This window comes from Streptomyces sp. NBC_01788 (genome assembly GCF_035917575.1).
Taxonomy (GTDB): Bacteria; Actinomycetota; Actinomycetes; order Streptomycetales; family Streptomycetaceae; genus Streptomyces.
This window is the reverse complement of the sequence record NZ_CP109090.1, coordinates 4,250,522-4,273,167: the sequence shown is the minus strand read 5'-3', so window position 1 is coordinate 4,273,167 and position 22,646 is coordinate 4,250,522. Positions and strand designations below refer to the sequence as shown.

Sequence of the window (22,646 nt, the reverse complement as noted above, 5' to 3'; positions counted from 1 at the left end):
TCCGCCCGGACTCTTCGCATCCTCTTGCCATTTCCACACCGTTCCCGCCCGCCCGGTGCCCTGCACCGTTCCCGCCCGCCCGGCGCCCTGCACCGTTCCCGCCCGCCCGGTGCCCTGCGTCCCGTCCCCCCGGCGCGCTGCCGGGCCCGACCCCGCGACCGGGGCGCGGCGTCCGGCACCGTACCGTTGAGGGCGTGTACCGGTTTCTGCTGACACCTCGCTGGTGGGGCATCAACGTCTTCGTGCTGCTCGCCATCCCCTTCTGCGTGTTCATGGGGTCCTGGCAGCTGAGCCGGTTCGAGGCGCGAGTGCAGGACCACCGGACCGCGACCGAGCAGGCCGCCTCCTACCGCAAGGAGGCGCCGCGCCCGCTTGACCGGCTGCTGCCCGTCGACAAGCGCACGTCCGGCATGCAGACCACCGCGGCCGGCCGGTACGCCGATCAGCTGCTGGTCCCGGACCGCGATCTGGACGGCAGGGCCGGGTACTACGTGCTGACGCTGCTGCGCACCGACTCCGGCAAGGCGCTGCCGGTCGTCCGCGGCTGGCTGCCCGGAAAGCCGGACGCGGCCGGGGTCCCGGCGCCGCCCACGGGCGAGGTCGCGGTCACCGGAGCGCTCCAGGCGTCGGAGACGCCGGGTGACAACGGGGTCAGCGCCCGGGGCGGGCTGCCGTCCGGGCAGACCGCGGCGATCAGCGCGGCCTCGCTGGTGAACCTCGTGCCGTACCCCGTGTACGACGCGTGGGTCACCCTCAACCACGCCGATGCCGGGATGACGGCGGTACCGGCGAAGGCCCCGGACAACACCGGGCTCGACCTGAAGGCGTTCCAGAACCTCGGCTACACCGGCGAGTGGTTCGTCTTCGCCGGCTTCGTGGTCTTCATGTGGTTCCGGCTGCTGCGCCGCGAGGTGGAGGCCGCACGGGACGCGGAGCTGGGGCTCGCGCCCGAGCAGGCGCCGGTGTCGGCGCCCGCGTCGAGCGGCGCGTCCGGCGCCTGACCGGCTCCCCGGGGCCTGTTCCGGCGAGCGCGCCTGCCGGGCGACGGGGCAAACGTTGCCTGCCGGGTCACTACGACGCCGGAAGCACCCCGGTCCGGTAGATCGTCCCCGCACACGCGTTCGTCACCGTCACCGACGCCGAGGGCGAGCCGGCCTCCGGGGTGTGGGAGACCACGACGCCGCCGTCGGCCGTGCCGTCCGTCAGGAGCATCTGGGTGGAGACGCCGGAGTCGCCGCCCGTGGTCGTGGCGCCCGTGGTGCTGACGCCCTGGGTGGGGGACGGATCGGACGAGGGTCCGCCGGTCTCGTTGCCGCCGGTGCTGCTGCCGCCGCCGGTGGTCGGACAGGTCTGGGAGGGCACCCAGGCGAACTTCACCTCGTACGCCGAGCCGGACGGCAGGACCAGCCCGGGCACCTCGGTGGAGGGGTCGGGGAGTCCGGCCGCCGCGTCGCCGGAGGTGTGGTCGACCACGGTGATCCTGGTGGCGTCGGCCGCGCCCTGCGCGAGGGTGCCCACCGAGCCTGAGCCGCCGACCCGGCAACTGCCGCCGGAGACGTTGGTGACGTGGAAGGTGCCGTAGACGACACCGGCCGAGTCGGGGGCGTCGACGGTGGCGGTGGCGGAGCCGAGCTGGGAGGCCTCGCACACCGGGGTGTCGCCGCCCGGGTCGGCCGCGGGGCTGTCCGGACCACCGGTGGGTCCGCTGTCGGCTGCGCTGCTCGGGCCGCCCTTGCTGTCGTCCTTCCGGTCCTTCGTACCCTCGCCGGCGGCCTTGCCCGAGGAGCCGCCGATGGCGCTCTCGCCGCCGTCCGGGCCCTTGCCCTGGCCCGCGTCGCCCTGGGCCTGTGAGGCCTGGCCCGCGATGGCCGGGTTGGCGTCGGAGGCGGCGGTGTTGGAGACGTGCACGAGGGCGGGGATGGCGGTGCCGACGAACAGGGCGGCGGCCGCCATGCCGACGACGGCCTGCCGCTTGCGGGCCCGCCGCGCCGGGACCGCGCGCCGCAGGTGGTCCAGTGTGCCGTCCCGTGGCTCGACGTCCTGGACCGCGTCGTGCAGCATCCTGCGCAGTGCCAGCTCGTCCGAGTCGAGCCCGTCCGGGCCGAGTTCGTCGGGGCTGTGGTTCACGGTTCCGTTCCCAGCGTGCGATGACGTGTGCTCTTGATGATGCGGCTCGGGCGACGCGTCGGGTTCATGTTCCTCGTACGTGTCGCGGTCCTCGTCGTGCTTCCTCATGCCGACGCCCCCATCGCGACCCGCAGCGCCGCGATGCCGCGCGAGCCGTAGGCCTTGACCGAGCCCAGCGAGACGCCGAGGGTCTCTGCGACCTGCGCCTCGGTCATGTCCGCGAAGTAGCGCAGCACCAGGACCTCGCGCTGACGGCGCTGGAGGCCCTTCATCGCCTTGATCAAGGAGTCGCGCTCCAGCTGGTCGTAGGCGCCCTCCTCGGCGCTGGCCATGTCCGGCATCGGCTTGGACAGCAGCTTCAGGCCGAGGATGCGGCGACGCAGGGCGGAGCGGGAGAGGTTGACGACCGTCTGCCGCAGATAGGCGAGGGTCTTCTCCGGGTCCCGGACGCGTTTGCGGGCGGAGTGGACCCGGATGAAGGCCTCCTGGACCACGTCCTCGCAGGAGGCGGTGTCGTCGAGGAGGAGCGCGGCCAGGCCCAGCAGGGACCGGTAGTGCGCGCGATAGGTCTCGGTGAGGTGGTCGACGGTGGTGCCGGCCGCCGCGGTCTCCTCGGCGGCCTCACGCTGGCTGGGTATGCGGGCTGGCCGCGCGGCGGGCACGGGCGCGATCACCGGCATGCCGCCGGGCACGCGCGGACGGAGCGCCGCGCGGGGCGGTCGGAGGGCGGCGCCGCGGGTCGCCGCCGGGGATACCGCCCGCTCGAAGAGCTTGGGGGTGAACTCGAGAACCTCTGCCACGCCAGTTGGACACGTCTCCCCCCACTGAGGTTGTACGTGCCGGGCAAGTCGATTGCGCCAGGTGACACGTCCGGCGCCGTTCTCGTGGCAGGCGGCACAAAATGCGCCTCGTATGCCCTCATGCGTCCCGTTCATCCCCTATGCCTGAATCGCCGGAACGTCCCCACGCCCCGCAGCGTCCCCACGCCCGCGAAGGGCGACCGCAAAGACGCTCCCCGCCCTTCGCGCGGTTGCAAAGGACGGGGAGGCAAATCATCGGCCGCCGAACAGCGAACAGCATGGATCAAGTGGCCCAGCCCACCAGCCGACTTGATTCTCACATGGATCCTACAAACGGAAAGGCCCCTGGCCACGGTATTTCCGGCGGCGACGGTCCCGTGCGACAGGAGTCACGGTGCCTCGGCGGCCACCAGCTCCGCGATTTGCGCGATGTTCAGCGCCGCGCCCTTGCGCAGGTTGTCACCGCACACGAAGAACTCCAGCGCCGTGGGATCGTCCAGCGCCCGGCGCACCCGCCCGACCCAGGTCGGATCGGTGCCCACCACGTCGGCGGGCGTGGGGAACTCGCCCGCGGCCGGGTTGTCGTAGAGCACCACGCCGGGCGCTGTGGCGAGGATCTCCCGTGCCCTGCCGACCGTGACCTCGTCCTCGAAGCGGGCGTGGACGGTCAGGGAGTGCGTGGTGACCACCGGGACGCGCACGCAGGTCACGGCGACCGGCAGCCGCGGCAGCCCGAGCACCTTGCGGGACTCGTCCCGCAGCTTCATCTCCTCCGAGGACCAGCCCTCCTCGCACAGCGACCCGGCCCACGGCACGACGTTCAGCGCCACCGGCTCCGGGAACGGACCGGTGTCGTCCCCGACGGCCCGCCGCACGTCACCGGGGCTGGTCCCCAGCTCCGTGCCCGCCACCAGGGACAGCTGCCGACGCAGGGTCTCCACGCCCTCGTCCCCGGCCCCGCTCACCGCCTGGTACGAGGAGAGGACCAGCTCGCGCAGGCCGAACTCGGCGTGCAGCGCGCCCAGCGCCACGATCATGGACAGGGTGGTGCAGTGGGGGCTGGAGACGATCCCGCGCGGCCGCCGCCGCACCGCGTGCGGGTTGACCTCGGGCACCACGAGCGGCACCTCCGGATCCGCGCGGAAGGCGCCCGAGTTGTCGACCACCACCGCGCCCCGGGCGGCGGCGAGCGGCGCCCAGTGCGCGGCGGCCTCGTCGGGGAGGTCGAACAGGGCGATGTCCACCCCGTCGAAGGCGTCCTCGGCGAGCGCGGCCACCTCGACCTCCTCGCCGCGCACGGCCAGCCTGCGGCCGACCGCGCGCTCGGGCTCCCCGCCCGCCGTACGCGAGTGAGAGCCCGGGGAGCCCGCAGGCAGGGCGAGCAGGCGGATGTCACCCCAGATGTCCGCGCGCTGGGACAGGATCCGGAGCAGGACCGTGCCGACGGCTCCGGTCGCTCCCACGACCGCGAGCGTCGGTCGGTCGCTCATCGCCCGGTGCCTCCGTAGACGACGGCCTCGTCGCTGTCGGAGTCGAGCCCGAAGGCACTGTGCACGGCGCGCACGGCCCCCGGCACGTCGTCCTGGCGGGTGACGACCGAGATACGGATCTCGGAGGTCGAGATCAGCTCGATGTTCACGCCCGCGTCGGACAGCGCGGTGAAGAAGTCGGCGGTGACACCCGGGTTGGTCTTCATACCCGCGCCGACCAGGGAGATCTTGCCGATCTGGTCGTCGTAGCGCAGCGAGTCGAAGCCGATGCCGGCCCTGTTCTTCTCCAGCGCGTCGATGGCCTTGCGGCCCTCGGCCTTGGGCAGCGTGAAGGAGATGTCCGTCAGGCCGGTGGCGGCGGCGGACACGTTCTGCACGACCATGTCGATGTTGATCTCGGCATCGGCGATCGTACGGAAGATGGAGGCGGCCTCGCCGGGCTTGTCGGGCACGCCGACGACCGTGATCTTGGCCTCGGAGGTGTCGTGTGCGACACCGGAGATGATGGCCTGCTCCACCTTCTTGACCCCTTGCTGAATCGGCTCGCTGCTGACCCACGTGCCCTGCAACCCGCTGAAGGAGGAGCGGACGTGGATCGGGATGTTGTACCGGCGCGCGTACTCCACACAGCGGTGGAGCAGCACCTTGGAGCCGGACGCGGCCAGCTCCAGCATGTCCTCGAAGGAGATCCAGTCGATCTTCCGGGCCTTCGCCACCACCCGCGGGTCGGCGGTGAACACGCCGTCGACGTCGGTGTAGATCTCGCACACCTCGGCGTCGAGGGCGGCGGCGAGCGCCACGGCGGTGGTGTCGGACCCGCCACGCCCCAGCGTGGTGATGTCCTTCCCCGCCTGGCTGACGCCCTGGAAACCGGCGACGATGGCGATGTTGCCCTCGTCCAGCGCGGTCCGGATGCGGCCCGGCGTGACGTCGATGATCCGGGCTTTGTTGTGCACCGAGTCGGTGATGACACCTGCCTGGCTGCCGGTGAACGACTGGGCCTTGTTGCCCAGGTTTTTGATCGCCATGGCCAGCAGGGCCATGGAGATCCGCTCTCCGGCGGTCAGCAGCATGTCGAGCTCGCGCCCGGCAGGCATCGGGGAAACCTGCTCGGCGAGATCGATCAGCTCGTCCGTCGTGTCGCCCATCGCGGAAACCACGACAACCACGTCGTTGCCGTTCTTCTTGGCTTCCACGATCCGCTTGGCGACGCGCTTGATGCCCTCGGCATCGGCTACGGAGGAGCCTCCGTACTTCTGCACGACAAGGCCCACGTGCGCTCCTCGCTCAGTCCGTGTCCATCGCACTCGCGCATACGCGGTGCGGTCGGCTCAGTCTATCGAGCGTCCGAATTTCCCATTCGCGATATCGCATGGTGAGATGCCCGGCGCCCGCTGGTCAGACGGCTCATGCCCAGGGACCGGAACGCCACTCGGAAAGTGCGCCGCGTCACACCGGCGCTCAGCGCGCGCGGCGCAGGCCCAGTGGGTCCGCGATCTCCTGTGCCATGACCTTGCCGGCCTCGAACTCCAGGGTCTCGTCGCCCATGCCCTGGTCGGTGTCCAGGCCGTCCAGCTCCTCCAGGGGCTGGTTGAGGCGGACGTGGGCGACCAGGGACTGCAGGGCGCGCAGGGTGGCGGAGGCCGTGGAACCCCAGTTGGAGAAGTAGGAGAACTGCCACCACCACAGGGCCTCGGTGGTGCGGCCCGCGCGGTAGTGGGCCATGCCGTGCCGCAGGTCGGCCATGACGTCCGCCAGGTCGTCGGAGATACGGGCCGGCACGGGCGCCCGGCGCGGCTCGTAGGGGTCGAAGACCTCGGAGTAGACGTCGATCGGCTCCAGCAGGCGCGCGAGGTTCTCGCGGAGCTGGTCCACGTCCGGCTCCGGACCGGGGTCGGGTTCGTAGCGCTCGTCGGGGACGATGTCCTCGTGCGCGCCGAGCCGGCCGCCGGCCAGCATCAGCTGGGAGACCTCCAGCAGCAGGAAGGGCACCGCCGAGTCCGGCTCGTCGCCCTTGGCGACCTCGGTGACCGCGACCAGGAAGCTCTCCACCTGGTCGGCGATCTGGACCGCGAAGTCGTCCGGGTTCTGGCTGGTGGCGTGCAGCGTGGCGTCAGACATCTAGGAGTCGTCTCCCCTCGAAGGCGCGGCCGAGGGTGACCTCGTCCGCGTATTCCAGGTCACCGCCCACCGGGAGGCCGCTGGCCAGGCGGGTGACCTTCAGGCCCATGGGCTTGATCATGCGGGCGAGGTACGTCGCCGTCGCCTCGCCTTCGAGATTCGGGTCCGTGGCCAGGATCAGCTCGGTGACCGTGCCGTCCGCCAGACGGGCCAGGAGTTCCCGGATGCGCAGGTCGTCCGGGCCGACGCCCTCGATGGGGCTGATCGCCCCGCCGAGGACGTGGTAACGGCCGCGGAACTCACGGGTGCGCTCGATGGCGACGACGTCCTTCGGCTCCTCGACCACACAGATGACCGAGAGGTCGCGGCGGCTGTCGCGGCAGATCCCGCACAGCTCCTCCTGCGCGACGTTGCCGCAGGTCGCGCAGAAGCGGACCTTCGCCTTCACCTCGAGCAGGGCCTGGGCGAGCCGCCGTACGTCCGCCGGTTCCGCCTGCAGGATGTGGAAGGCGATCCGCTGCGCGCTCTTGGGACCGACGCCGGGCAGCCGCCCGAGCTCGTCGATGAGGTCCTGGACCACGCCTTCGTACAACGGACTGCCGCCCTTCCTGGATCGCTTCGGTACGTACGGTAGTTGCCCGGCGGCCTTCTCAGAAAGGCAGCCCGGGGATTCCGGTGCCGCCGCCCAGGCCCTGGGCCAGCGGACCGAGCTTCTGCTGCTGGAGGGTCTGAGCGTTCTCGTTGGCCGCCTGGACGGCGGCGATGATCAGGTCGGCGAGGGTCTCGGTGTCCTCCGGGTCCACCGCCTTGGGGTCGATCTTCAGCGCGCGCAGCTCGCCGGCGCCGGTGACGGTGGCCATCACCAGACCGCCGCCCGCCTGCCCGTCGACCTCGGTCCGCGCCAGCTCCTCCTGGGCCCGCTGAAGGTCCTGCTGCATCTTCTGGGCCTGCTGGAGCAGCTGCTGCATGTTGGGCTGGCCACCACCGGGAATCACGATCAGCTCCTGCTCTCGTACGGCTGTCCGGGCGGGGGCCGAGGGACCGGTTCCCCGCTGGCACGAGCCTACGTGGTCCGGGCAGGCAGCGCCCCGCCACTCTTTCGAATGAGTCCTGGATGAGCCCTGTACCTGATCAAGGCCCTCTTACGAGCGGAAAAGCCGTGCTCCCAGGCGCCTCGCCACCCGTTGGGGGGTAGGAAGGGTCCGGCGTGTGAGCCAGCGTCACGGACCGTGATCAGTAGGGAGTGCCGGGTGGGTCAGCCGGAGATGCAGCCCGAGCGTCCGCCGCAGGACGGGCGGGGCGACGGGGCGGCCGGGCTGCGGCCGGGCGATCTGACCGGGCGGCCGTTCCCGCTCGGCGACTGGGGCGAGCCCGCGCAGCGGCTGGACGAGCTGTACCGCTGGGTGGAGCGGGGGGCGCTGCAGACTGTGGCCTGGTATCTCGGGGAGCGGGTGTGGAAGCGGCGCGGGGCCCGTGCGCTGCGGGTCGGGGCCGCGGTGGGGGCGGTGACCGGGGCGGCGCTGCCGCTGCTCGATCTGACCGGGGCGGCCGGGGGCGCGGCGCCGTGGGGGTATGTGGCGCTGCTGCTGTGCGTGGCGTGTGTGGGGATCGACCGGTACTTCGGGGTGACGGCGGGGTGGATGCGGGACGTGGCGACCGCGCAGGCCGTGCAGCGCCGGTTGCAGGCGCTGCAGTTCGACTGGGCGTCCGAGAACGTACGGGAGGTCCTGGGCCCGGCGGAGGGGACGGCCGGTGAGGCCGCCGAGCGGTGCCTGGGGGTGCTGCGGCGGTTCTCGGAGGACGTCACGGAGCTGGTGCGCACGGAGACGGCGGACTGGATGGTGGAGTTCCGTATCGGCTCGGCGCCGATGGGGCTCCAGGCGGCGGGGCCCGGGACCGCCGGGCGGTCCGAGCCGGGTGGCGGGCACGGGCGCCTGCCGCTGCCGCCGGGCGCCGCACGGCCGAACATGCCCCGGCAGCGACCGCCTGAACCACGCTGACTCCGGTCACTGCCTGGTGTACGTCAGCTTCTCCCCGGTGCCGGTGTTCACGCGCTGGAGCGTGCCGTCCGGCAGCAGGACGACCTGCGTGGCCGCGCCCGGGTTGCACCCCTCCCTCTGCCGCCCGCTCGTCACGACGGAGGGGCCGATCTCCAGCGGGCCGCCGTCGCCCGGCCGCCGGGTGAGCCGGGCCTCGAACACGCAGTGGTAGGTGCCGCCGCTGTCGATGGGGCCGTCGGCGACGAGGGTGAGCACGCTGTCGCCCACGTCTCCCTGGGTGATGGTGAGCCGGCGGTTGTTCGAGCCGTAGGCGTTGTCGATCGTCGCCGTCCAGCTGCCGAGGTAGCCGGTCGGGACCGCGCCGTCGGACGGGGACGGGGACTGCTGCGAGGCCTCCGGGGACGGGTCGGAACCGTCGGGGCCGGTGGCGTCGTGCGTGGACGCGCTGACGGCCGGCGTCGGGCCGGGCGCGCCGCCCTTGTGGTCGCTGTCACCGCCGCCGCGCATCAGCACGTACACGGAACCGCCCGCGCCGAGCGCCACCACCAGGGCCACCGCGACGAGCGCCGCGGTGGAGCGACCGCTGCGGCGCGGCTCCCGCTCCGGGAACCGACTCGGCCCGTACGACGGCGTCGAGCCGACCGGAGGCGGCCCGTACGGCGGGGTCCGGCCCGGAGTCCGGCCCAGAGCGCCGTACGGGTGATGCCCGGCCTGCGGGTGCTGCTGGGGATACCCGTAGGCGGCGGGGTGCGGGTGCTGGTGGGGGTAGCCGTACGGGCCGGGAGCCGGCGGTGGCGGAGCGCCGGACGCACCGGGCGGGACGGACGGCCCGTGCGGGCCGGGCGCACCCGGAGGAGCAGCCCCGACAGCTCCGAACCCGGCTGGAGCGGCGGCTGCTCCCGAGGTACTGGGGGTACCGGATGACGCCGACGCCCCATGAGAGCCGGGCGCGGCCGAAGCAGCGCCGGGTGCCCCGGGCGTGCCGGACGACGCAGGCGCGCCATAAGGACCCGGCGCGCCCGGAGCCCCACCGGCTCCCGGCCCGCCGGACACACCGGACGACGCCGACGTCCCGTGAGGGCCGGGCACGCCCGAAGCAGCGGTCCCGGCGGCAGGCGCCCCCGGTGCGAACCCAGGGGCTACGGGAACTCCGGGCGCGCCGGACGGTTCGTGAGCGTCGGGCGCGGCGGGACCGGGCGTGCCCGGCTCCGGGGCCGCAGGCGCCTGGGGCTCCCCCGCCGCCTCGGCGGCGCCCGGGGCCTGGACCCCGGGGCCCGGCGGCTGCTTGGTGAGGACAGGGGGTGCCCCTCGCACGGGCCCGGGGACGCCCGGCGCGCCGGACGACGGGGGCGTGTCCGGCGTCTCCCCCGGGTCCCCCGTGTCCTCCGGGTTCTCCGGGTTCTCCTCGTTCAGGAGTTGGACCGCGTGGCGGCCGAGTTGGGCGACCAGGGCGCCCGGCAGCCAGGGGTCGCGCAGGCGGCCGTCGGCGATCGTGTCCTCGGCGCCGGTGCGCTGGATGATCCGGTCCACGGTGGGACGGGCCGCCGGGTCCTTCCTCAGGCAGGCGCGGACGAGGTCGGCGATGCCCTCGGGCAGCGCCTGAAGGTCGGGTTCCTTCTCGGCGATGCGGTACATCAGCGCGTGCACTCCGCTGTCGACGCCGCCGAACGGAAGCACGCCGGTCGCCGCGTACGCGAGGATCGAGCCCAGGCAGAACACGTCGCACGCGGTCGTGATCCGGTCGCCGCGCACCTGCTCGGGCGCCATGAACCCGGGCGAGCCGACCAGCGCGCCGGTCCGCGTGAGCCCGCCCTCCGTGACGGTCTCCAGGGCCCGGGCGATGCCGAAGTCGATGACGCGCGGCCCGTCGATCGTCACCAGCACGTTGGAGGGCTTGAGGTCGCGGTGGATGAGACCCGCGGCGTGGATGTCCTTCAGCGCGCCCGCCAGCCCGGCCGCGAGGATCCGCACCGACCGCTCGGGCAGCGGGCCGTGGTCGCGTCCGACGACCCGCTGCAGGCTCGGCCCGGCGACGTACCCGGTGGCGAGCCACGGCACGGCGGCCTCGGTGTCCGCGTCCAGCACGGGCGCGGTCCAGTGCCCGCCGACCTGCCGCGCGGCCCGCACCTCCTGCCGGAACCGCGCCCGGAACTCCTCCTGCTGCGCCAGTTCCCGCCGCACCAGCTTCACGGCGACGGTCCGCCCCCGGTCCGACCGGGCCAGGAACACCTGCCCCATGCCGCCGGCCCCGAGCCGCGCCAGCAGCCGGTACGCGCCAATTCTCTGCGGATCGCCCGGCCCCAGCCTCTGCATCGCCGAACCGCCTCCCCCGATATCCCCCGATACGGCTCCTGTGCGTCAGACCGAGAATAGTGCGGCGGCCCGGACGGCCGGGCGACCCGGCGTCTACGGTTCCGTAACAGGTCCGACCCGCGCGGTCCCCCTCCCGACAACCTGTCGCTAAAACCCCGCGTCCACAGACAGGGCGCCGATGTCGCGCCCCCGCCCATGCCGTTTACCCTCGGCCGCATGACCCCTCAGCCGAATCCCGAAGCCGGCGCAGTCGTCAAGGCCGCGGACCGGGCGCACGTGTTCCACTCCTGGTCCGCCCAGGACCTCATCGACCCGCCGGCCGTGGCCGGTGCCGAAGGGTCCTACTTCTGGGACTACGACGGCAAGCGTTTCCTGGACTTCACCAGCGGACTCGTCTTCACCAACATCGGCTACCAGCACCCCAAGGTCGTCGCCGCGATACAGGAGCAGGCCGCCACCCTGGCCACGTTCGCGCCGGCGTTCGCCATCGAGGCCAGGTCCGAGGCGGCGCGGCTGATCGCCGAGCGGACACCGGGCGACCTGGACAAGATCTTCTTCACCAACGGCGGCGCGGACGCCGTCGAGCACGCGGTGCGCATGGCACGGCTGCACACCGGGCGCCCCAAGGTGCTCTCGGCGTACCGCTCGTACCACGGCGGCACGCAGCAGGCCATCAACATCACCGGCGACCCGCGGCGCTGGGCGTCGGACGCCGGCTCGGCGGGTGTGGTGCACTTCTGGGCGCCGTTCCTCTATCGCTCCCGGTTCTACGCCGAGACCGAGGAGCAGGAGTGCGCGCGGGCCCTCGAGCACCTGGAGGCGACGATCGCCTTCGAGGGCCCGGCGACCATCGCCGCGATCATCCTGGAGACCATCCCCGGCACCGCCGGGATCATGGTGCCCCCGCCCGGCTACCTGGCCGGGGTGCGCGAGCTGTGCGACAAGTACGGGATCGTCTTCGTCCTGGACGAGGTCATGGCCGGCTTCGGGCGTACCGGTGAGTGGTTCGCGGCGGACCTCTTCGACGTCGTGCCGGACCTGATGACCTTCGCCAAGGGCGTGAACTCGGGATACGTGCCGCTGGGCGGCGTCGCCATCTCCGGGAAGATCGCGGAGACCTTCGGCAAGCGGGCCTACCCCGGCGGCCTGACGTACTCCGGGCACCCGCTGGCGTGCGCGGCGGCCGTCGCGACGATCAACGTGATGACCGAGGAGGGCGTCGTCGAGAACGCCAAGCGGCTCGGCGCCGAGGTCGTGGAGCCGGGGCTGCGCGAGCTGGCCGAACGGCACCCGAGCGTCGGCGAGGTGCGCGGCACGGGCATGTTCTGGGCCCTTGAACTGGTGAGGAACCGCGAGACCCGCGAGCCGCTGGTGCCGTACAACGCGGCCGGTGAGGCGAACGCCCCCATGGCGGCCTTCGGCGCCGCCGCGAAGGCGAACGGCCTGTGGCCCTTCATCAACATGAACCGCACGCACGTCGTCCCGCCGTGCAACGCGACCGAGGCCGAGCTGAAGGAGGGCCTGGCGGCGCTGGACACCGCGCTGGCCGTGGCCGACGAGCACACCGTGCAGTAGCGCGGGCCGCGACGAGCCGGATTCGGAGGCATCGCGAACGCGTAAGGTGGCGTGCTCGTAGACATGGACGTACGAGTACGCCACCCGCACGCGCAAGGAGACGCCCCGACCATGCCCGGCATCAGCGGCAACGGCGCCGTGACGCGCAGCACCCTGCGGCAGCAGATCGCGGACGCGCTCCGGGACGAGGTGCTGGCCGGGCGGCTCCAGCCGGGGCAGGAGTTCACGGTCAAGGAGATAGCCGAGCAGTACGGGGTGTCCGCGACCCCGGTGCGCGAGGCGCTCGTCGACCTGTCCGCGCAGGGCCTGCTGGAGGCCGACCAGCACCGCGGCTTCCATGTGCGCGAGTACTCGCTGCACGACCTCTACGACATGATCAAGGCCCGTGCCCTGATCACCGACGGCATGTTCCAGGCCGCCGTCTCGGCGCCCCAGGAGTTCCGCCGGCCCGACGACCCCTACGTCAAGGCCACACTCACCGGGGTGCGGCGGCGCGGCGAGGAGGCCCAGCGCGCGGCCACCGCCGGCGACCTGACCGTCCTGATCGGCTACGACCTGCGGTTCTGGCGGGAGCTCGGCGCCCTGTTCGGCAACCCGTACCTCTCCGACTTCCTCAACCGGCTGCGCGTGCAGTTCTGGGTGTGCGCGGTGCAGCACCTGCGCCGCCGCGGCGATCTGCGCGGCCTGCTGTGGTCCTCCCACACCGAACTCGTCGACGCCATGGCGAGGGGCGACGCCCCGGCCGCCCGGGCGGTCGTCGCCGCGTACAACGCGCACGACCTCGCTCTCGTCGAGCGGCTGGCCACCGCATGAGCGGGACCGTCACCGGGACCGTCGACCTGTCCGTCGTCATCCCGGCCTACAACGAGGAACGGCGCCTCGGCCCCACCCTCGACGCGGTCACCGCGTATCTGGCCGAACACGAGGACCGCTTCGGCTCGTGGGAGGTCGTCGTCGCCGACGACGGTTCCACCGACGGCACCGGCGGCCTGGTCACGGACCGCCGGGACCCGCGTGTCCGGCTGGTCGCCGGCGACCGCAACCGCGGCAAGGGCCACGCCCTGCGCCTCGGGGTGGCCGCCACCCACGGCCGCCGGGTGCTGGTCACCGACGCGGACCTGGCCGCCCCCATCGAGGAACTGGAACAGCTCGACAAGGCGCTCGGCGAGGGCGGCGCGGCCGCGATCGGCTCCCGCTCGGTGCCGGGCGCGACGATAGCCAGACGCCAGCACCGGGTGCGCGAACTGCTCGGCCGCGCGGGGAACTTCCTGATACGGCGGGTCGCGGTGCCCGGCATCCGCGACACCCAGTGCGGCTTCAAACTCTTCGAGGGCGACCAGGCCCGCGAGGCCTTCGCCGCCTCCAGGCTGAGCGGCTGGGGCATAGACGTGGAGGTCCTCCAGCACTTCCGCCGCCGTGACTGGCCGGTGGCCGAGGTGCCGGTCCGCTGGGCCCATCAGTCCGGTTCGAAGGTCGCCCCGCTGGACTACCTGCGGGTCCTCGCCGAACTGGGCCGGCTCAAGGCCCGCTCCGTCCGCCCGGCCGACCTGTTCGCCGGCGCGCTGTTCCTGCTGATGGCGGTCACCCTCTACTCGGGCCGCCTCGTCGACCCCGGCCACCGCTACCTCCCCGACTCCCTCCAGGACCAGAACCAGTGGGAGTGGTTCTTCGCGGTCACCGCCGACAGCGTCGCCCATCTGCGCAACCCCCTGTTCACCGACCTCCAGAACTTCCCGGACGGCGTGAACCTCATGGCCAACACGGTCATGCTGGGGATGTCCGTGCCCTTCGCCCCGCTCACGCTGGCCCTCGGTCCGGCGCTCTCGCTGAGCGTCTGCATGACCCTGGGGCTCGCGGCCACAGCGGCCGCCTGGTACTGGCTGATCGTCAAGCGGGTCGTACGGCACCGGGGCGCGGCCTTCACCGGCGCCTGCCTGGCCGCCTTCGCCCCGCCGATGGTCAGCCACGCCAACGCGCACCCGAACTTCGTGATCCTGTTCATGATCCCGCTGATCGTCGACCGGGCGCTGCGCCTGGCCGAGGGCGCCCGGGTGCGGCGGGACGGGATCGTGCTCGGGCTGATGACGGCGTACCAGATCTTCCTGGGCGAGGAGCCGCTGCTGCTCGCCGCGATCGGCATGGCCCTGTTCGCCGCCGCGTACGGGCTCGTCCGCCGGGAGGTCGCGCGGGCGGCCTGGCGGCCCCTGCTGAAGGGACTGCTGATCGCCGCGGCGGTGTGCCTGCCGATCGTCGCCTACCCGCTGTACTGGCAGTTCGCGGGACCGCAGAGCTACAAGAGCGTGCTGCACGGCGACAACGCCGGCAACAGCCCGCTCGCCCTGATCTCGTTCGCCGAGCGCTCCCTGTTCGCGGGCGACGCCCAGAAGGCGAACGCGCTCTCCCTGAACCCCACGGAGCAGAACGCCTTCTACGGCTGGCCGCTGCTCCTGCTCGCCTTCGGCATCGCCGTACGGCTGTGGGAGCACGCGCTGGTGAAGGCGCTGGCGGTCACGACGGCCACCGCGGCCCTGCTGTCCCTGGGCCCGAAGTTCCGCGTCCCGCTGACCGATACGGTCTACCCCGGCCCGTGGGCGCCGCTCGCGCATCTGCCGCTGTTCGAATCGGTCATCGAGGGCCGCGTGGCGATGATCTGCGCCCCGGCGCTGGGCATGCTGCTGGCGATCGCCGTCGCCAGGACCACCGCCACCGGCCGCGTCGGCACGCTCTACGGCGGCCTGCTGGCCGTCTGTCTCGCGCTGCTGCCGCTGGTCCCGGCGCCGCTTAAGGCCGAGGACCGCGTCCCGGTTCCGGAGTTCATCACGGCCGGCCAGTGGAAGTCCTACGTCCGCGACGGCGAGTCCCTGGTGCCGATCCCGCTGCCCGACCCGGGCAACGCGGAGGCCCTGCACTGGCAGACCGCGGCCCACCTCGGCTTCAAGCTGCCCGGCGGCTACTTCAACGGCCCCTACGGACCCGACCGCGTCGGCATCTACGGCGCCGTTCCCCGCTACACCTCCAACCTGCTGCGGGACGTGAGCTACACCGGGTCCGTACCGGCCATCGGCAAGGACTGGCAGGCCCAGGCGCGGCGGGACTTCGCCGACTGGCACGCCGGTGTCCTGGTGCTGGCACCCCAGCCGCACGAGGAACCGCTGCGGGACGCGGTGACGAAGCTGGTGGGCCGTCCGGGCACGTGGACCGGCGGGGTATGGGTATGGGACCTGCACGAGGTGAGCTGAGCGGCTCCGTACCGACTAGGCTTCTACACTCTTCGACCACCGAACACGCTAACGTCCTGCCCTCCCCGAGGAGCCCTCTTTGGCCTGTGACCTGTGGCTGGTACCGCTCGTCGACGTCTTGTGCCACACCCCGGACAACCCGTTCGCCGAGGAACTCGCGCAGTACAACAAGGTGCTCGCCGAAAACGGGCTTCCACCGGTGCCGGTGTACCAGTACATGCCCGGCCTGTCCGGGGAGGTGGCGCCGGTGGCCGGCTTCGACTACGACGCGCTGCACTTCCTGCGCCGCGCCCACCTCCTCCAGGTCTGCGGCCTGCCGCTGACCCCGGTCGACGAACTGGGCGGCGACTACGAGCAGTTGCTGGAGATGTTCGAGTCGACGGCCCAGCAGTCCCACCTGGTCTGGCACTACGACCACGCCGGCGCCTACGTCCCGCTGGACTTCCCGCACCCGCTGTCCAACGAGGAACTCCTGGCCGGTGGCGGCCCGTTGGGCTCCTCGCAGGCCCTGCTGCGCGAACTGGAGCACGTCGCACCGTCGTTGGGCATCGACCCGGCCAACCCGCCCGCGGCCCCGCAACCGCCGTCCGCGCCCACGGAGCTGGAACAGCCCGCCGCACCCGCCCCCTACGACCCCAGCCCGTTCGCGCGCGAACGCCACGTGTGGCTGGGCCTGCACGCGGCGGCCACGCGGAGCCTGGCCCAGGGCTCGATGATCGTCTTCAGCTGAGGCCGAGGCGGAGGTGGACGCGGGACGGCCGGGCGGATTCACCGCGCCGGCCGTCCCGTCGCGTCTCCCGGAAGGGGGACGCGTCAGATGAACGAGTTGATCTCGATCGTCTCGTCGCGGCCCGGGCCCACGCCGATCGCGGAGATCGGGGCGCCGGACATGTCCTCCAGGGCCTTGACGTAGGCCTGGGCGTTCTTCGGGAGGTCGCCGAAGGTCTTGGCCTTCGTGATGTCCTCCTGCCAGCCGGGGAGGTACTCGTAGACGGGCTTCGCGTGGTGGAAGTCGGTCTGGGAGTAGGGGAGCTCCTCGACGCGCTCGCCGTCGATCTCGTAGGCGACGCAGACCGGGATCTGCTCCCAGCCGGTGAGGACGTCGAGCTTGGTGAGGAAGAAGTCGGTCAGGCCGTTGACCCGGGTCGCGTAGCGGGCGATCACCGCGTCGAACCAGCCGCAGCGGCGGTCGCGGCCCGTCGTCACACCCCGCTCGCCGCCGATCCGGCGCAGCGCCTCGCCGTCCTCGTCGAACAGCTCGGTCGGGAAGGGGCCGGAGCCGACGCGGGTGGTGTAGGCCTTGAGGATGCCGATGACGCGGCTGATCTTCGTCGGGCCGACGCCGGCGCCCGTGCAGGCACCGCCCGCGGTCGGGTTGGAGGAGGTGACGAAGGGGTACGTGCCGTGGTCGATGTCCAGCAGCGTGCCCTGGCCGCCCTCGAAGAGGACCACCTTGTCCTCGTCCAGCGCCTGGTTGAGGATCAGGACCGTGTCGGCGACGTACGGCTTGATCTGGTCGGCGTAGCCCAGCAGCTCCTCGACCACCTGGTCCACGGCGATCGCGCGGCGGTTGTACAGCTTGGTGAGGATCTGGTTCTTGGCGTCGAGGGCCGCCTCGACCTTCTGGGTGAGGATCGACTCGTCGTACAGGTCCTGCACCCGGATGCCGACGCGGTTGATCTTGTCCGCGTAGGTCGGGCCGATGCCCCGGCCCGTGGTGCCGATCTTCCGCTTGCCGAGGAAGCGTTCCGTCACCTTGTCGACGGTGACGTTGTACGGCGTGATGACGTGGGCGTTGCCGCTGATCAGCAACTTGGACGTGTCGACGCCCCGCTCGTTCAGACCGCTCAGCTCGGAGAGCAGGACCGACGGGTCGACGACCACACCGTTGCCGATCACCGGCGTACAACCGGGCGAGAGGATTCCGGAAGGGAGGAGGTGCAGTGCATACTTCTGATCACCGACGACGACGGTGTGACCGGCGTTGTTTCCGCCTTGGTATCGCACTACATAGTCCACCGAACCACCGAGCAGGTCGGTGGCCTTCCCCTTGCCCTCGTCACCCCACTGAGCACCGAGCAGCACAAGTGCGGGCACGCGCGTACACCCCTTCCGGGCGGGGCATGTCCAGGGTCAGGGGCGTACGCGGAGGGTTCACCGCCGCGTGCACCACGACCGTCGTCGGCCGCTCAACCGTCGGACCGGATGCCCCGGAATAGACGAAGCCCCTGGCGCAATAGCGCAAAGGGGCTCTTGCACAAAGATGCTACCCGAGGAAGCGAGGCAGGACCGAGGTGGCGACCTATCCGACGTCCGATCAGCTGCTGGTGGTCATCGACCCGGTCGCCCGGAGGACGGACGGTGAGTCCGTACGGATCGCGAAAGACGTGCTCAGCGCGGGTGCGGCCACCAAGGTGTGCCTGCCGGACGGTCCGGAGGAGTTCACCCGCGCGCTGGCGCGGCGCGGCTCGCGGCGGCCGGTGGTGGTCGGCGACGACCGGGCGCTGCTGCGGGCGGTGTCGGCGCTGCACCGGCAGCGGGAGCTGGCCGGATGCGCCCTGTCGGTGGTTCCGGTCGGGGGCGCCCTGTCGCTGACCCGTTCGCTGGGGGTGCCGACGGGGCCGGTGGCGGCGGCGCGGGCGGTACTCGAGGGCGCTGAGCGGCGGCTGGACCTGCTCGTCGACGACAGTGACGGCGTGGTGCTGGGCACGCTGCGCATCCCGCCGGTCTCCTCGCGGCATGCGGATCCGGCGGGGTCGGCGGCGGTCCCGCCGGGGGCGGGGCATCCCTGGCTGCGGACCTGCCAGTCCCTCGTGCGGACGCTGGTGAGCCGCCCGCCGAGGGCCACGGTGATCGCCGGGCCCGGCCCCTCCCGGCTGCGGGTGGAGGTCGACGGGGAGACGGTCGTGGACCTGGAGCAGCCGGTGGAGGCGGTCTCGGTCACGCCGGGCGGCGGCACGGGGAAGGCCGAGGTGGAGGTGCGGCGGCTGTCGGTGGGCGCGGAGGCCTCGCCGCTGCTGGCCCACGGTCGCACGGTGACCGTCTCGGGAGCCGGCTTCCGCTACCGGGCGGACACGGTGGTGTCGGGACCGGTACGGACGCGGACGTGGCGGGTCGTGGAGGGGGCGTGGGGCCTGACGCTGCCGGTGCCGGGGTGACGCCGCCGGCGGGCGGGCCGGCGCCCGGCCGGGTCATCCGCGGGAGTTCTCCTCCTGGTAGCGGCGCCAGCGCTCCATCATTCCGGCGACGTCCTGCTCGATGAACTCGAAGAAGGCCAGCGTCTCGGCCAGCCGGCGTCCCGCCGGGGTCTCGGCCCCCAGACTGGCCACGCCGTCCCGCAGGGCTTCCTCCCAGCGCTTGATGAGCGCGTCACGGCTGGTGAGCGCCTCGTACCACTGGTCGCTGCGGACCCGGTAGCGCTCCCGCCGCGAGCCGGGCTCCCGCTCGCGGGAGACCAGGTGCACCTGGGCGAGGTAGCGCACCGCGCCGGAGACGGCCGCGGGGCTGATCTTCAACTGGCCCCCGAGCTCGGCTGAGGTCAGGGCGCCGGCGTCGGAGGCGAGCAGCGCACCGAAGACCCGGGCCGGCATGCGCGGCACGCCCGCCTCGACGAGCTGGGCCGCGAAGTGCTCGACGAACTGCGACACCACCTCGGGGTCCCGCTCCACCGCCGCGTCCCGTTCCGTCATCCCGGACCTCTCCCCTGCTCTCCTGTTCGGACACCACCTTCGAGTCTAACCTTGCTTTTATACGCTTCCTTAACTTCACAAATTTGTGAAATTCACGTACGTTCCAAAGCATGACCAAGGCAAACTGCGCCATCGAGGTGTCCGGCCTGTGCAAGTCGTTCGGCGGCACGCGGGCACTGGACGGCCTCGACCTGAACGTCGCCGCCGGCGAGGTGCACGGCTTCCTCGGCCCCAACGGCGCCGGCAAGTCCACCACCATCCGGGTCCTGCTCGGCCTGCTGCGCGCCGACTCGGGCGCCACGCGGGTGCTGGACCGCGACCCCTGGGCGGACGCGGTCGAGGTGCACCGCCGGATCGCCTACGTGCCCGGCGACGTGACCCTGTGGCGCAACCTCTCCGGAGGTGAGGTCATCGACCTGTACGGCAGGCTGCGCGGAGGCCTCGACCGGCGGCGCCGGGACGAGCTGGTCGAACGCTTCGAGCTGGACCCGACCAAGAAGGGGCGGACGTACTCCAAGGGCAACCGGCAGAAGGTCGCCCTGGTCGCCGCCTTCGCCTCCGACGTCGACCTGCTGATCCTGGACGAGCCGACCTCGGGCCTCGACCCGCTGATGGAGGAGGTCTTCCAGCGGTGCGTGGCCGAGGAACGCGACCGGGGCCGCACCGTCCTGCTCTCCTCCCACATCCTCAGCGAGGTCGAGGAGCTGTGCGACCGGGTCAGCATCATCCGCAACGGCCGCACGGTGGAGAGCGGCTCCCTCGCCGACCTGCGCCACCTCACCCGCACCAGCGTCACCGCCGAACTGGCCGGACCGCCGAGCGGGCTCTCCCTGCTGCCCGGCGTGCACGACCTCGACGTACAGGGCCGCCGGGTCCGCCTCCAGGTGGACACCGACAAGCTGAACGAGGTGCTGCGCACGCTGAGCGAGTCGGGCGTGCGGTCGCTGACCTCCACCCCGCCGACGCTGGAGGAGCTGTTCCTGCGGCACTACCAGGACGAGACCGAGGCCGGGGCGAATTCCGGGACCGGCGCGGAAGCCGCGGAGGTGGCGCGATGACCGCCGCCGTCTCCACGCCCGCCGCCGTGCCCGCCGGACGCTCCCGCAACCTGGCCGGCACCGGCACCCTGCTGCGGTTCGCCCTGCGCCGCGACCGCGTGATGATCCCGGTGTGGGTCGCGGTGAACGCGCTGATGGTTCTGTCCATGCCGGGCACGCTCAAGGGCCTCTACGCCACCCCGGCCGAACGCGCCGAGCTGGTGCGCCAGATGGCGACGAACGCCTCCCTGCGCGCCATGGTCGGCCCGGTGTTCGGCGACTCGCTGGGCGCGCTGACGGCCTGGCGGGTGGGGGTGTACGCCGGGGCCCTCGCCGCCGTCATGAGTCTGCTCGTCGTCGTCCGGCACACCCGGGACGAGGAGGAGAGCGGACGGCAGGAACTGGTGTCGTCCGGGATGGTGGGCCGCCGGGCACCGCTGACGGCGGCGCTGCTGGCCGCGGCGGTCGCGAACGCGGCCCTGGCCCTGCTGATCACGGCCGGTCTCGCCGGGCGGGGAGCCGCCGGCTCCCTGGCCCTCGGGCTCGGGGTGGCGGGCGTGGGCATGGTCTTCGCCACGATGGCGGCGATCGTCGCCCAGCTCACGGAGAGCGCCCGGCTGGCCCGGGGCCTGACGTCCGCCGTCCTGGGCGCCGCCTTCGTGCTGCGGGCCGCGGGCGACTCGGGGACGGACGACGGTTCGTCCGTGCTGACCTGGCTGTCCCCGCTCGGCTGGCTGGAGGACCTGCGCCCCTTCGCCGCCGAACGCTGGTGGGTGCTGCTGCTGTTCGCCGCGGCGACCGCCCTCCAGGCGGGCATCGCCTACGAGCTCGCCGGCCGCCGGGACATCGGCATGAGCTTCCTGCCCACCAGGCCGGGACCGGCCCGGGGCCGCCTCGCCACGGCGGGCGCGCTGGCCTGGCGGCTGCAACGCGGCAGCGTGCTCGGCTGGAGCGCCGGCTTCTTCGTCGCCGGAGTCGTCTACGGCGGGATGGCGGACGGCGCGGCCCAGCTCGTCGGCGACAACGCCAAGGCGCGGGAGATCTTCCAGCGGATGGGCGGTCAGTCCGGCATGACGGACGCGTTCCTCGCCGCGATGTCCGGGATGCTGGGCCTGGTCGCCGCGCTCTACGTCGTGGCGTCCGTGCTGCGCCTGAACGGCGAGGAGACCTCCGGCCGCGCCGAGCCGGTACTGGCGGGCGCGGTGGGCCGGCTGCGCTGGGCCGCGGGGCATCTGCTGATCGCCTTCGGCGGCTCCGCCCTGCTCATGCTCCTGGCCGGAGCGGGCATCGCGATCGGCCACGGCAAGCAGGCCGGTCCGGTGCTCGGCGCGTGCCTCGTGCAGGTGGCCGGGGTGTGGGTGATCGGCGGCATCGCCGTCCTGCTCTACGGCGTCCTGCCGCGGGGCGCCGTGGCCGCGTGGGGCGTGGCCGGAGCGGTCCTGCTGATCGGCTGGATCGGTCCCGCCCTGAACGTCCCCCAGCTCGTGCTGGACCTCTCCCCCTTCGGCCACCTCCCCAAGCTGCCGGGCGGCCGGATGGAGTGGGCCCCGGTCGCCACCCTGCTCGCCCTCACGGCACTCCTGGTGACCGCAGGACTGGCAGGCCTGCGCAGACGGGACATCGCCGGCTGAGCCTCCGGCTCAGTCGACGTACCCCGTGAGGTCCTCGGTGTCGAGTTCGAACCCGAGAGGTTCGGGGAGGGTCGTCCTTTCGCCGAGTTCCACGACGCGGACGTTGTGGTAGCCGATCCGCGGGTCCGGGTCGCTGTGGACGACGATCTTCAGTCGGTCGCGGTCGATCAGAAGGTAGACCGGGATGCCGGCCTCGCCGTATGCCTGGGGCTTCTCGACTCGGTCGCGACGATGGGTGTCCGAGTCGTACGACGTGATCTCGACAACCATCAGGACACCGTCGGGGGCGGCCCATTCGCCCTGTCCGTTGAAGTGGCCCACCGGGGCGAGCACGGCGTCGGGCCGTGCTCGCCCGTTCCGGTACGCCTCGACCTTCAGCCCCTGACCAGTGGTGTTGAGCGTGAGATCGGGCCGAGCATGCTTGCACTGGAAGACCAACCACATGGCGATCTCACCGTGACTGCCGTTCGTCATGCCCTTGATCCCGACCCGTCCGTTGACGAATTCCAACCTGACGGCGTCGAACCTCTCGGCCACGTGTGCGGCGAGTTCCTCGAACTCCTCCACGGACATCTGGGACGACGTGTGCTGCGCCATAACCGTCATGCTGCCTCCTCTCGCAGG

General features: G+C 72.3%; 20 protein-coding genes. 9 read left to right on the top strand and 11 right to left on the bottom strand.

From position 1 onward, the window contains the following. Nucleotides 1-194 precede the first annotated feature (194 nt). Entirely contained in the window at nt 195-1,001 is an 807-nt protein-coding gene (locus tag OIE49_RS19360; RefSeq protein WP_326803409.1) for an SURF1 family protein, read from the top strand. 70 nt (nt 1,002-1,071) lie between these two features. Here OIE49_RS19360 and OIE49_RS19355 read toward each other — a convergent pair whose 3' ends face one another. The 7 genes from OIE49_RS19355 to OIE49_RS19325 form a co-directional block, all read right to left on the bottom strand. Continuing rightward, nucleotides 1,072-2,127, bottom strand: coding sequence for a hypothetical protein (locus tag OIE49_RS19355; RefSeq protein ID WP_326803408.1), 1,056 nt, complete (start codon nt 2,125-2,127; stop codon nt 1,072-1,074). Between the two features lie 104 nt (nt 2,128-2,231). Next, entirely contained in the window at nt 2,232-2,927 is a 696-nt protein-coding gene (locus OIE49_RS19350) for a SigE family RNA polymerase sigma factor (RefSeq protein ID WP_401741740.1), read from the bottom strand. A 389-nt stretch (nt 2,928-3,316) separates the two neighbouring features. Beyond that, complete coding sequence (locus tag OIE49_RS19345; protein ID WP_326803407.1) at nt 3,317-4,417, bottom strand: aspartate-semialdehyde dehydrogenase; 1,101 nt, start codon at nt 4,415-4,417, stop codon at nt 3,317-3,319. Further along, complete coding sequence (locus OIE49_RS19340) at nt 4,414-5,691, bottom strand: aspartate kinase (RefSeq protein WP_100568438.1); 1,278 nt, start codon at nt 5,689-5,691, stop codon at nt 4,414-4,416. Before OIE49_RS19340 ends, OIE49_RS19345 begins: the two co-directional genes overlap by 4 nt. Before the next feature lie 187 nt (nt 5,692-5,878). After that, nucleotides 5,879-6,538, bottom strand: a complete 660-nt coding sequence (locus OIE49_RS19335) for a DUF5063 domain-containing protein (RefSeq protein WP_100568437.1) — start codon at nt 6,536-6,538, stop codon at nt 5,879-5,881. After that, nucleotides 6,531-7,130 carry a recombination mediator RecR gene (gene recR / locus OIE49_RS19330; RefSeq protein ID WP_100568436.1) on the bottom strand — a complete coding sequence of 200 codons (600 nt, stop codon included), beginning with the start codon at nt 7,128-7,130 and terminating at the stop codon, nt 6,531-6,533. The genes OIE49_RS19335 and recR overlap by 8 nt, the downstream gene beginning before the upstream one ends. A 58-nt stretch (nt 7,131-7,188) precedes the next feature. Beyond that, nucleotides 7,189-7,533, bottom strand: coding sequence for a YbaB/EbfC family nucleoid-associated protein (locus OIE49_RS19325; protein ID WP_326803406.1), 345 nt, complete (start codon nt 7,531-7,533; stop codon nt 7,189-7,191). A 255-nt stretch (nt 7,534-7,788) separates the two neighbouring features. On the opposite strand from OIE49_RS19325, the gene OIE49_RS19320 reads away from it, so the two are divergent. Beyond that, nucleotides 7,789-8,538, top strand: coding sequence for an SLATT domain-containing protein (locus OIE49_RS19320; RefSeq protein WP_326803405.1), 750 nt, complete (start codon nt 7,789-7,791; stop codon nt 8,536-8,538). 6 nt (nt 8,539-8,544) lie between these two features. Here OIE49_RS19320 and OIE49_RS19315 read toward each other — a convergent pair whose 3' ends face one another. Then, on the bottom strand, nt 8,545-10,851 hold the full coding sequence (locus OIE49_RS19315) for a serine/threonine-protein kinase (RefSeq protein ID WP_326803403.1): 2,307 nt from the start codon (nt 10,849-10,851) through the stop codon (nt 8,545-8,547). 216 nt (nt 10,852-11,067) lie between these two features. Between OIE49_RS19315 and OIE49_RS19310 the strand changes: the two genes are divergently transcribed. From OIE49_RS19310 to OIE49_RS19295, 4 genes are all read left to right on the top strand, one after another. After that, on the top strand, nt 11,068-12,426 hold the full coding sequence (locus OIE49_RS19310) for an aspartate aminotransferase family protein (RefSeq protein WP_326803402.1): 1,359 nt from the start codon (nt 11,068-11,070) through the stop codon (nt 12,424-12,426). A 111-nt stretch (nt 12,427-12,537) separates the two neighbouring features. Beyond that, a complete protein-coding gene (locus OIE49_RS19305; protein WP_326803401.1) occupies nt 12,538-13,239 on the top strand; it encodes a GntR family transcriptional regulator in 702 nt (233 codons plus the stop codon). Next, the gene (locus tag OIE49_RS19300; RefSeq protein WP_326803400.1) at nt 13,236-15,665 is read left to right on the top strand and encodes a dolichyl-phosphate beta-glucosyltransferase; all 2,430 of its coding nucleotides are present in this window, start codon (nt 13,236-13,238) and stop codon (nt 15,663-15,665) included. The genes OIE49_RS19305 and OIE49_RS19300 overlap by 4 nt, the downstream gene beginning before the upstream one ends. Nucleotides 15,666-15,744: 79 nt before the next feature. Next, nucleotides 15,745-16,395: a hypothetical protein gene (locus OIE49_RS19295; protein ID WP_100568430.1), complete on the top strand. Its 651-nt coding sequence runs from the start codon at nt 15,745-15,747 to the stop codon at nt 16,393-16,395. A gap of 83 nt (nt 16,396-16,478) precedes the next feature. Here the strand turns inward: OIE49_RS19295 and OIE49_RS19290 are convergent, their stop codons facing one another. Continuing rightward, on the bottom strand, nt 16,479-17,762 hold the full coding sequence (locus tag OIE49_RS19290) for an adenylosuccinate synthase (protein ID WP_100568429.1): 1,284 nt from the start codon (nt 17,760-17,762) through the stop codon (nt 16,479-16,481). Nucleotides 17,763-17,959: 197 nt separating this feature from the next. On the opposite strand from OIE49_RS19290, the gene OIE49_RS19285 reads away from it, so the two are divergent. After that, on the top strand, nt 17,960-18,823 hold the full coding sequence (locus tag OIE49_RS19285; RefSeq protein WP_326803399.1) for a diacylglycerol kinase family protein: 864 nt from the start codon (nt 17,960-17,962) through the stop codon (nt 18,821-18,823). Between the two features lie 33 nt (nt 18,824-18,856). Here the strand turns inward: OIE49_RS19285 and OIE49_RS19280 are convergent, their stop codons facing one another. Beyond that, complete coding sequence (locus tag OIE49_RS19280) at nt 18,857-19,354, bottom strand: GbsR/MarR family transcriptional regulator (RefSeq protein ID WP_326803398.1); 498 nt, start codon at nt 19,352-19,354, stop codon at nt 18,857-18,859. Nucleotides 19,355-19,464: 110 nt separating this feature from the next. Here OIE49_RS19280 and OIE49_RS19275 point away from each other — a divergent pair, with 110 nt between their 5' ends. Together OIE49_RS19275 and OIE49_RS19270 are read left to right on the top strand one after the other, a co-directional pair. Then, the gene (locus OIE49_RS19275) at nt 19,465-20,412 is read left to right on the top strand and encodes an ABC transporter ATP-binding protein (protein WP_326803397.1); all 948 of its coding nucleotides are present in this window, start codon (nt 19,465-19,467) and stop codon (nt 20,410-20,412) included. Then, the gene (locus OIE49_RS19270; protein ID WP_326803395.1) at nt 20,409-22,022 is read left to right on the top strand and encodes an ABC transporter permease; all 1,614 of its coding nucleotides are present in this window, start codon (nt 20,409-20,411) and stop codon (nt 22,020-22,022) included. The genes OIE49_RS19275 and OIE49_RS19270 overlap by 4 nt, the downstream gene beginning before the upstream one ends. A 9-nt stretch (nt 22,023-22,031) precedes the next feature. On the opposite strand, the gene OIE49_RS19265 is transcribed toward OIE49_RS19270, so the two are convergent. Further along, the gene (locus OIE49_RS19265; RefSeq protein ID WP_326803394.1) at nt 22,032-22,628 is read right to left on the bottom strand and encodes a Uma2 family endonuclease; all 597 of its coding nucleotides are present in this window, start codon (nt 22,626-22,628) and stop codon (nt 22,032-22,034) included. Nucleotides 22,629-22,646 lie beyond the last annotated feature (18 nt).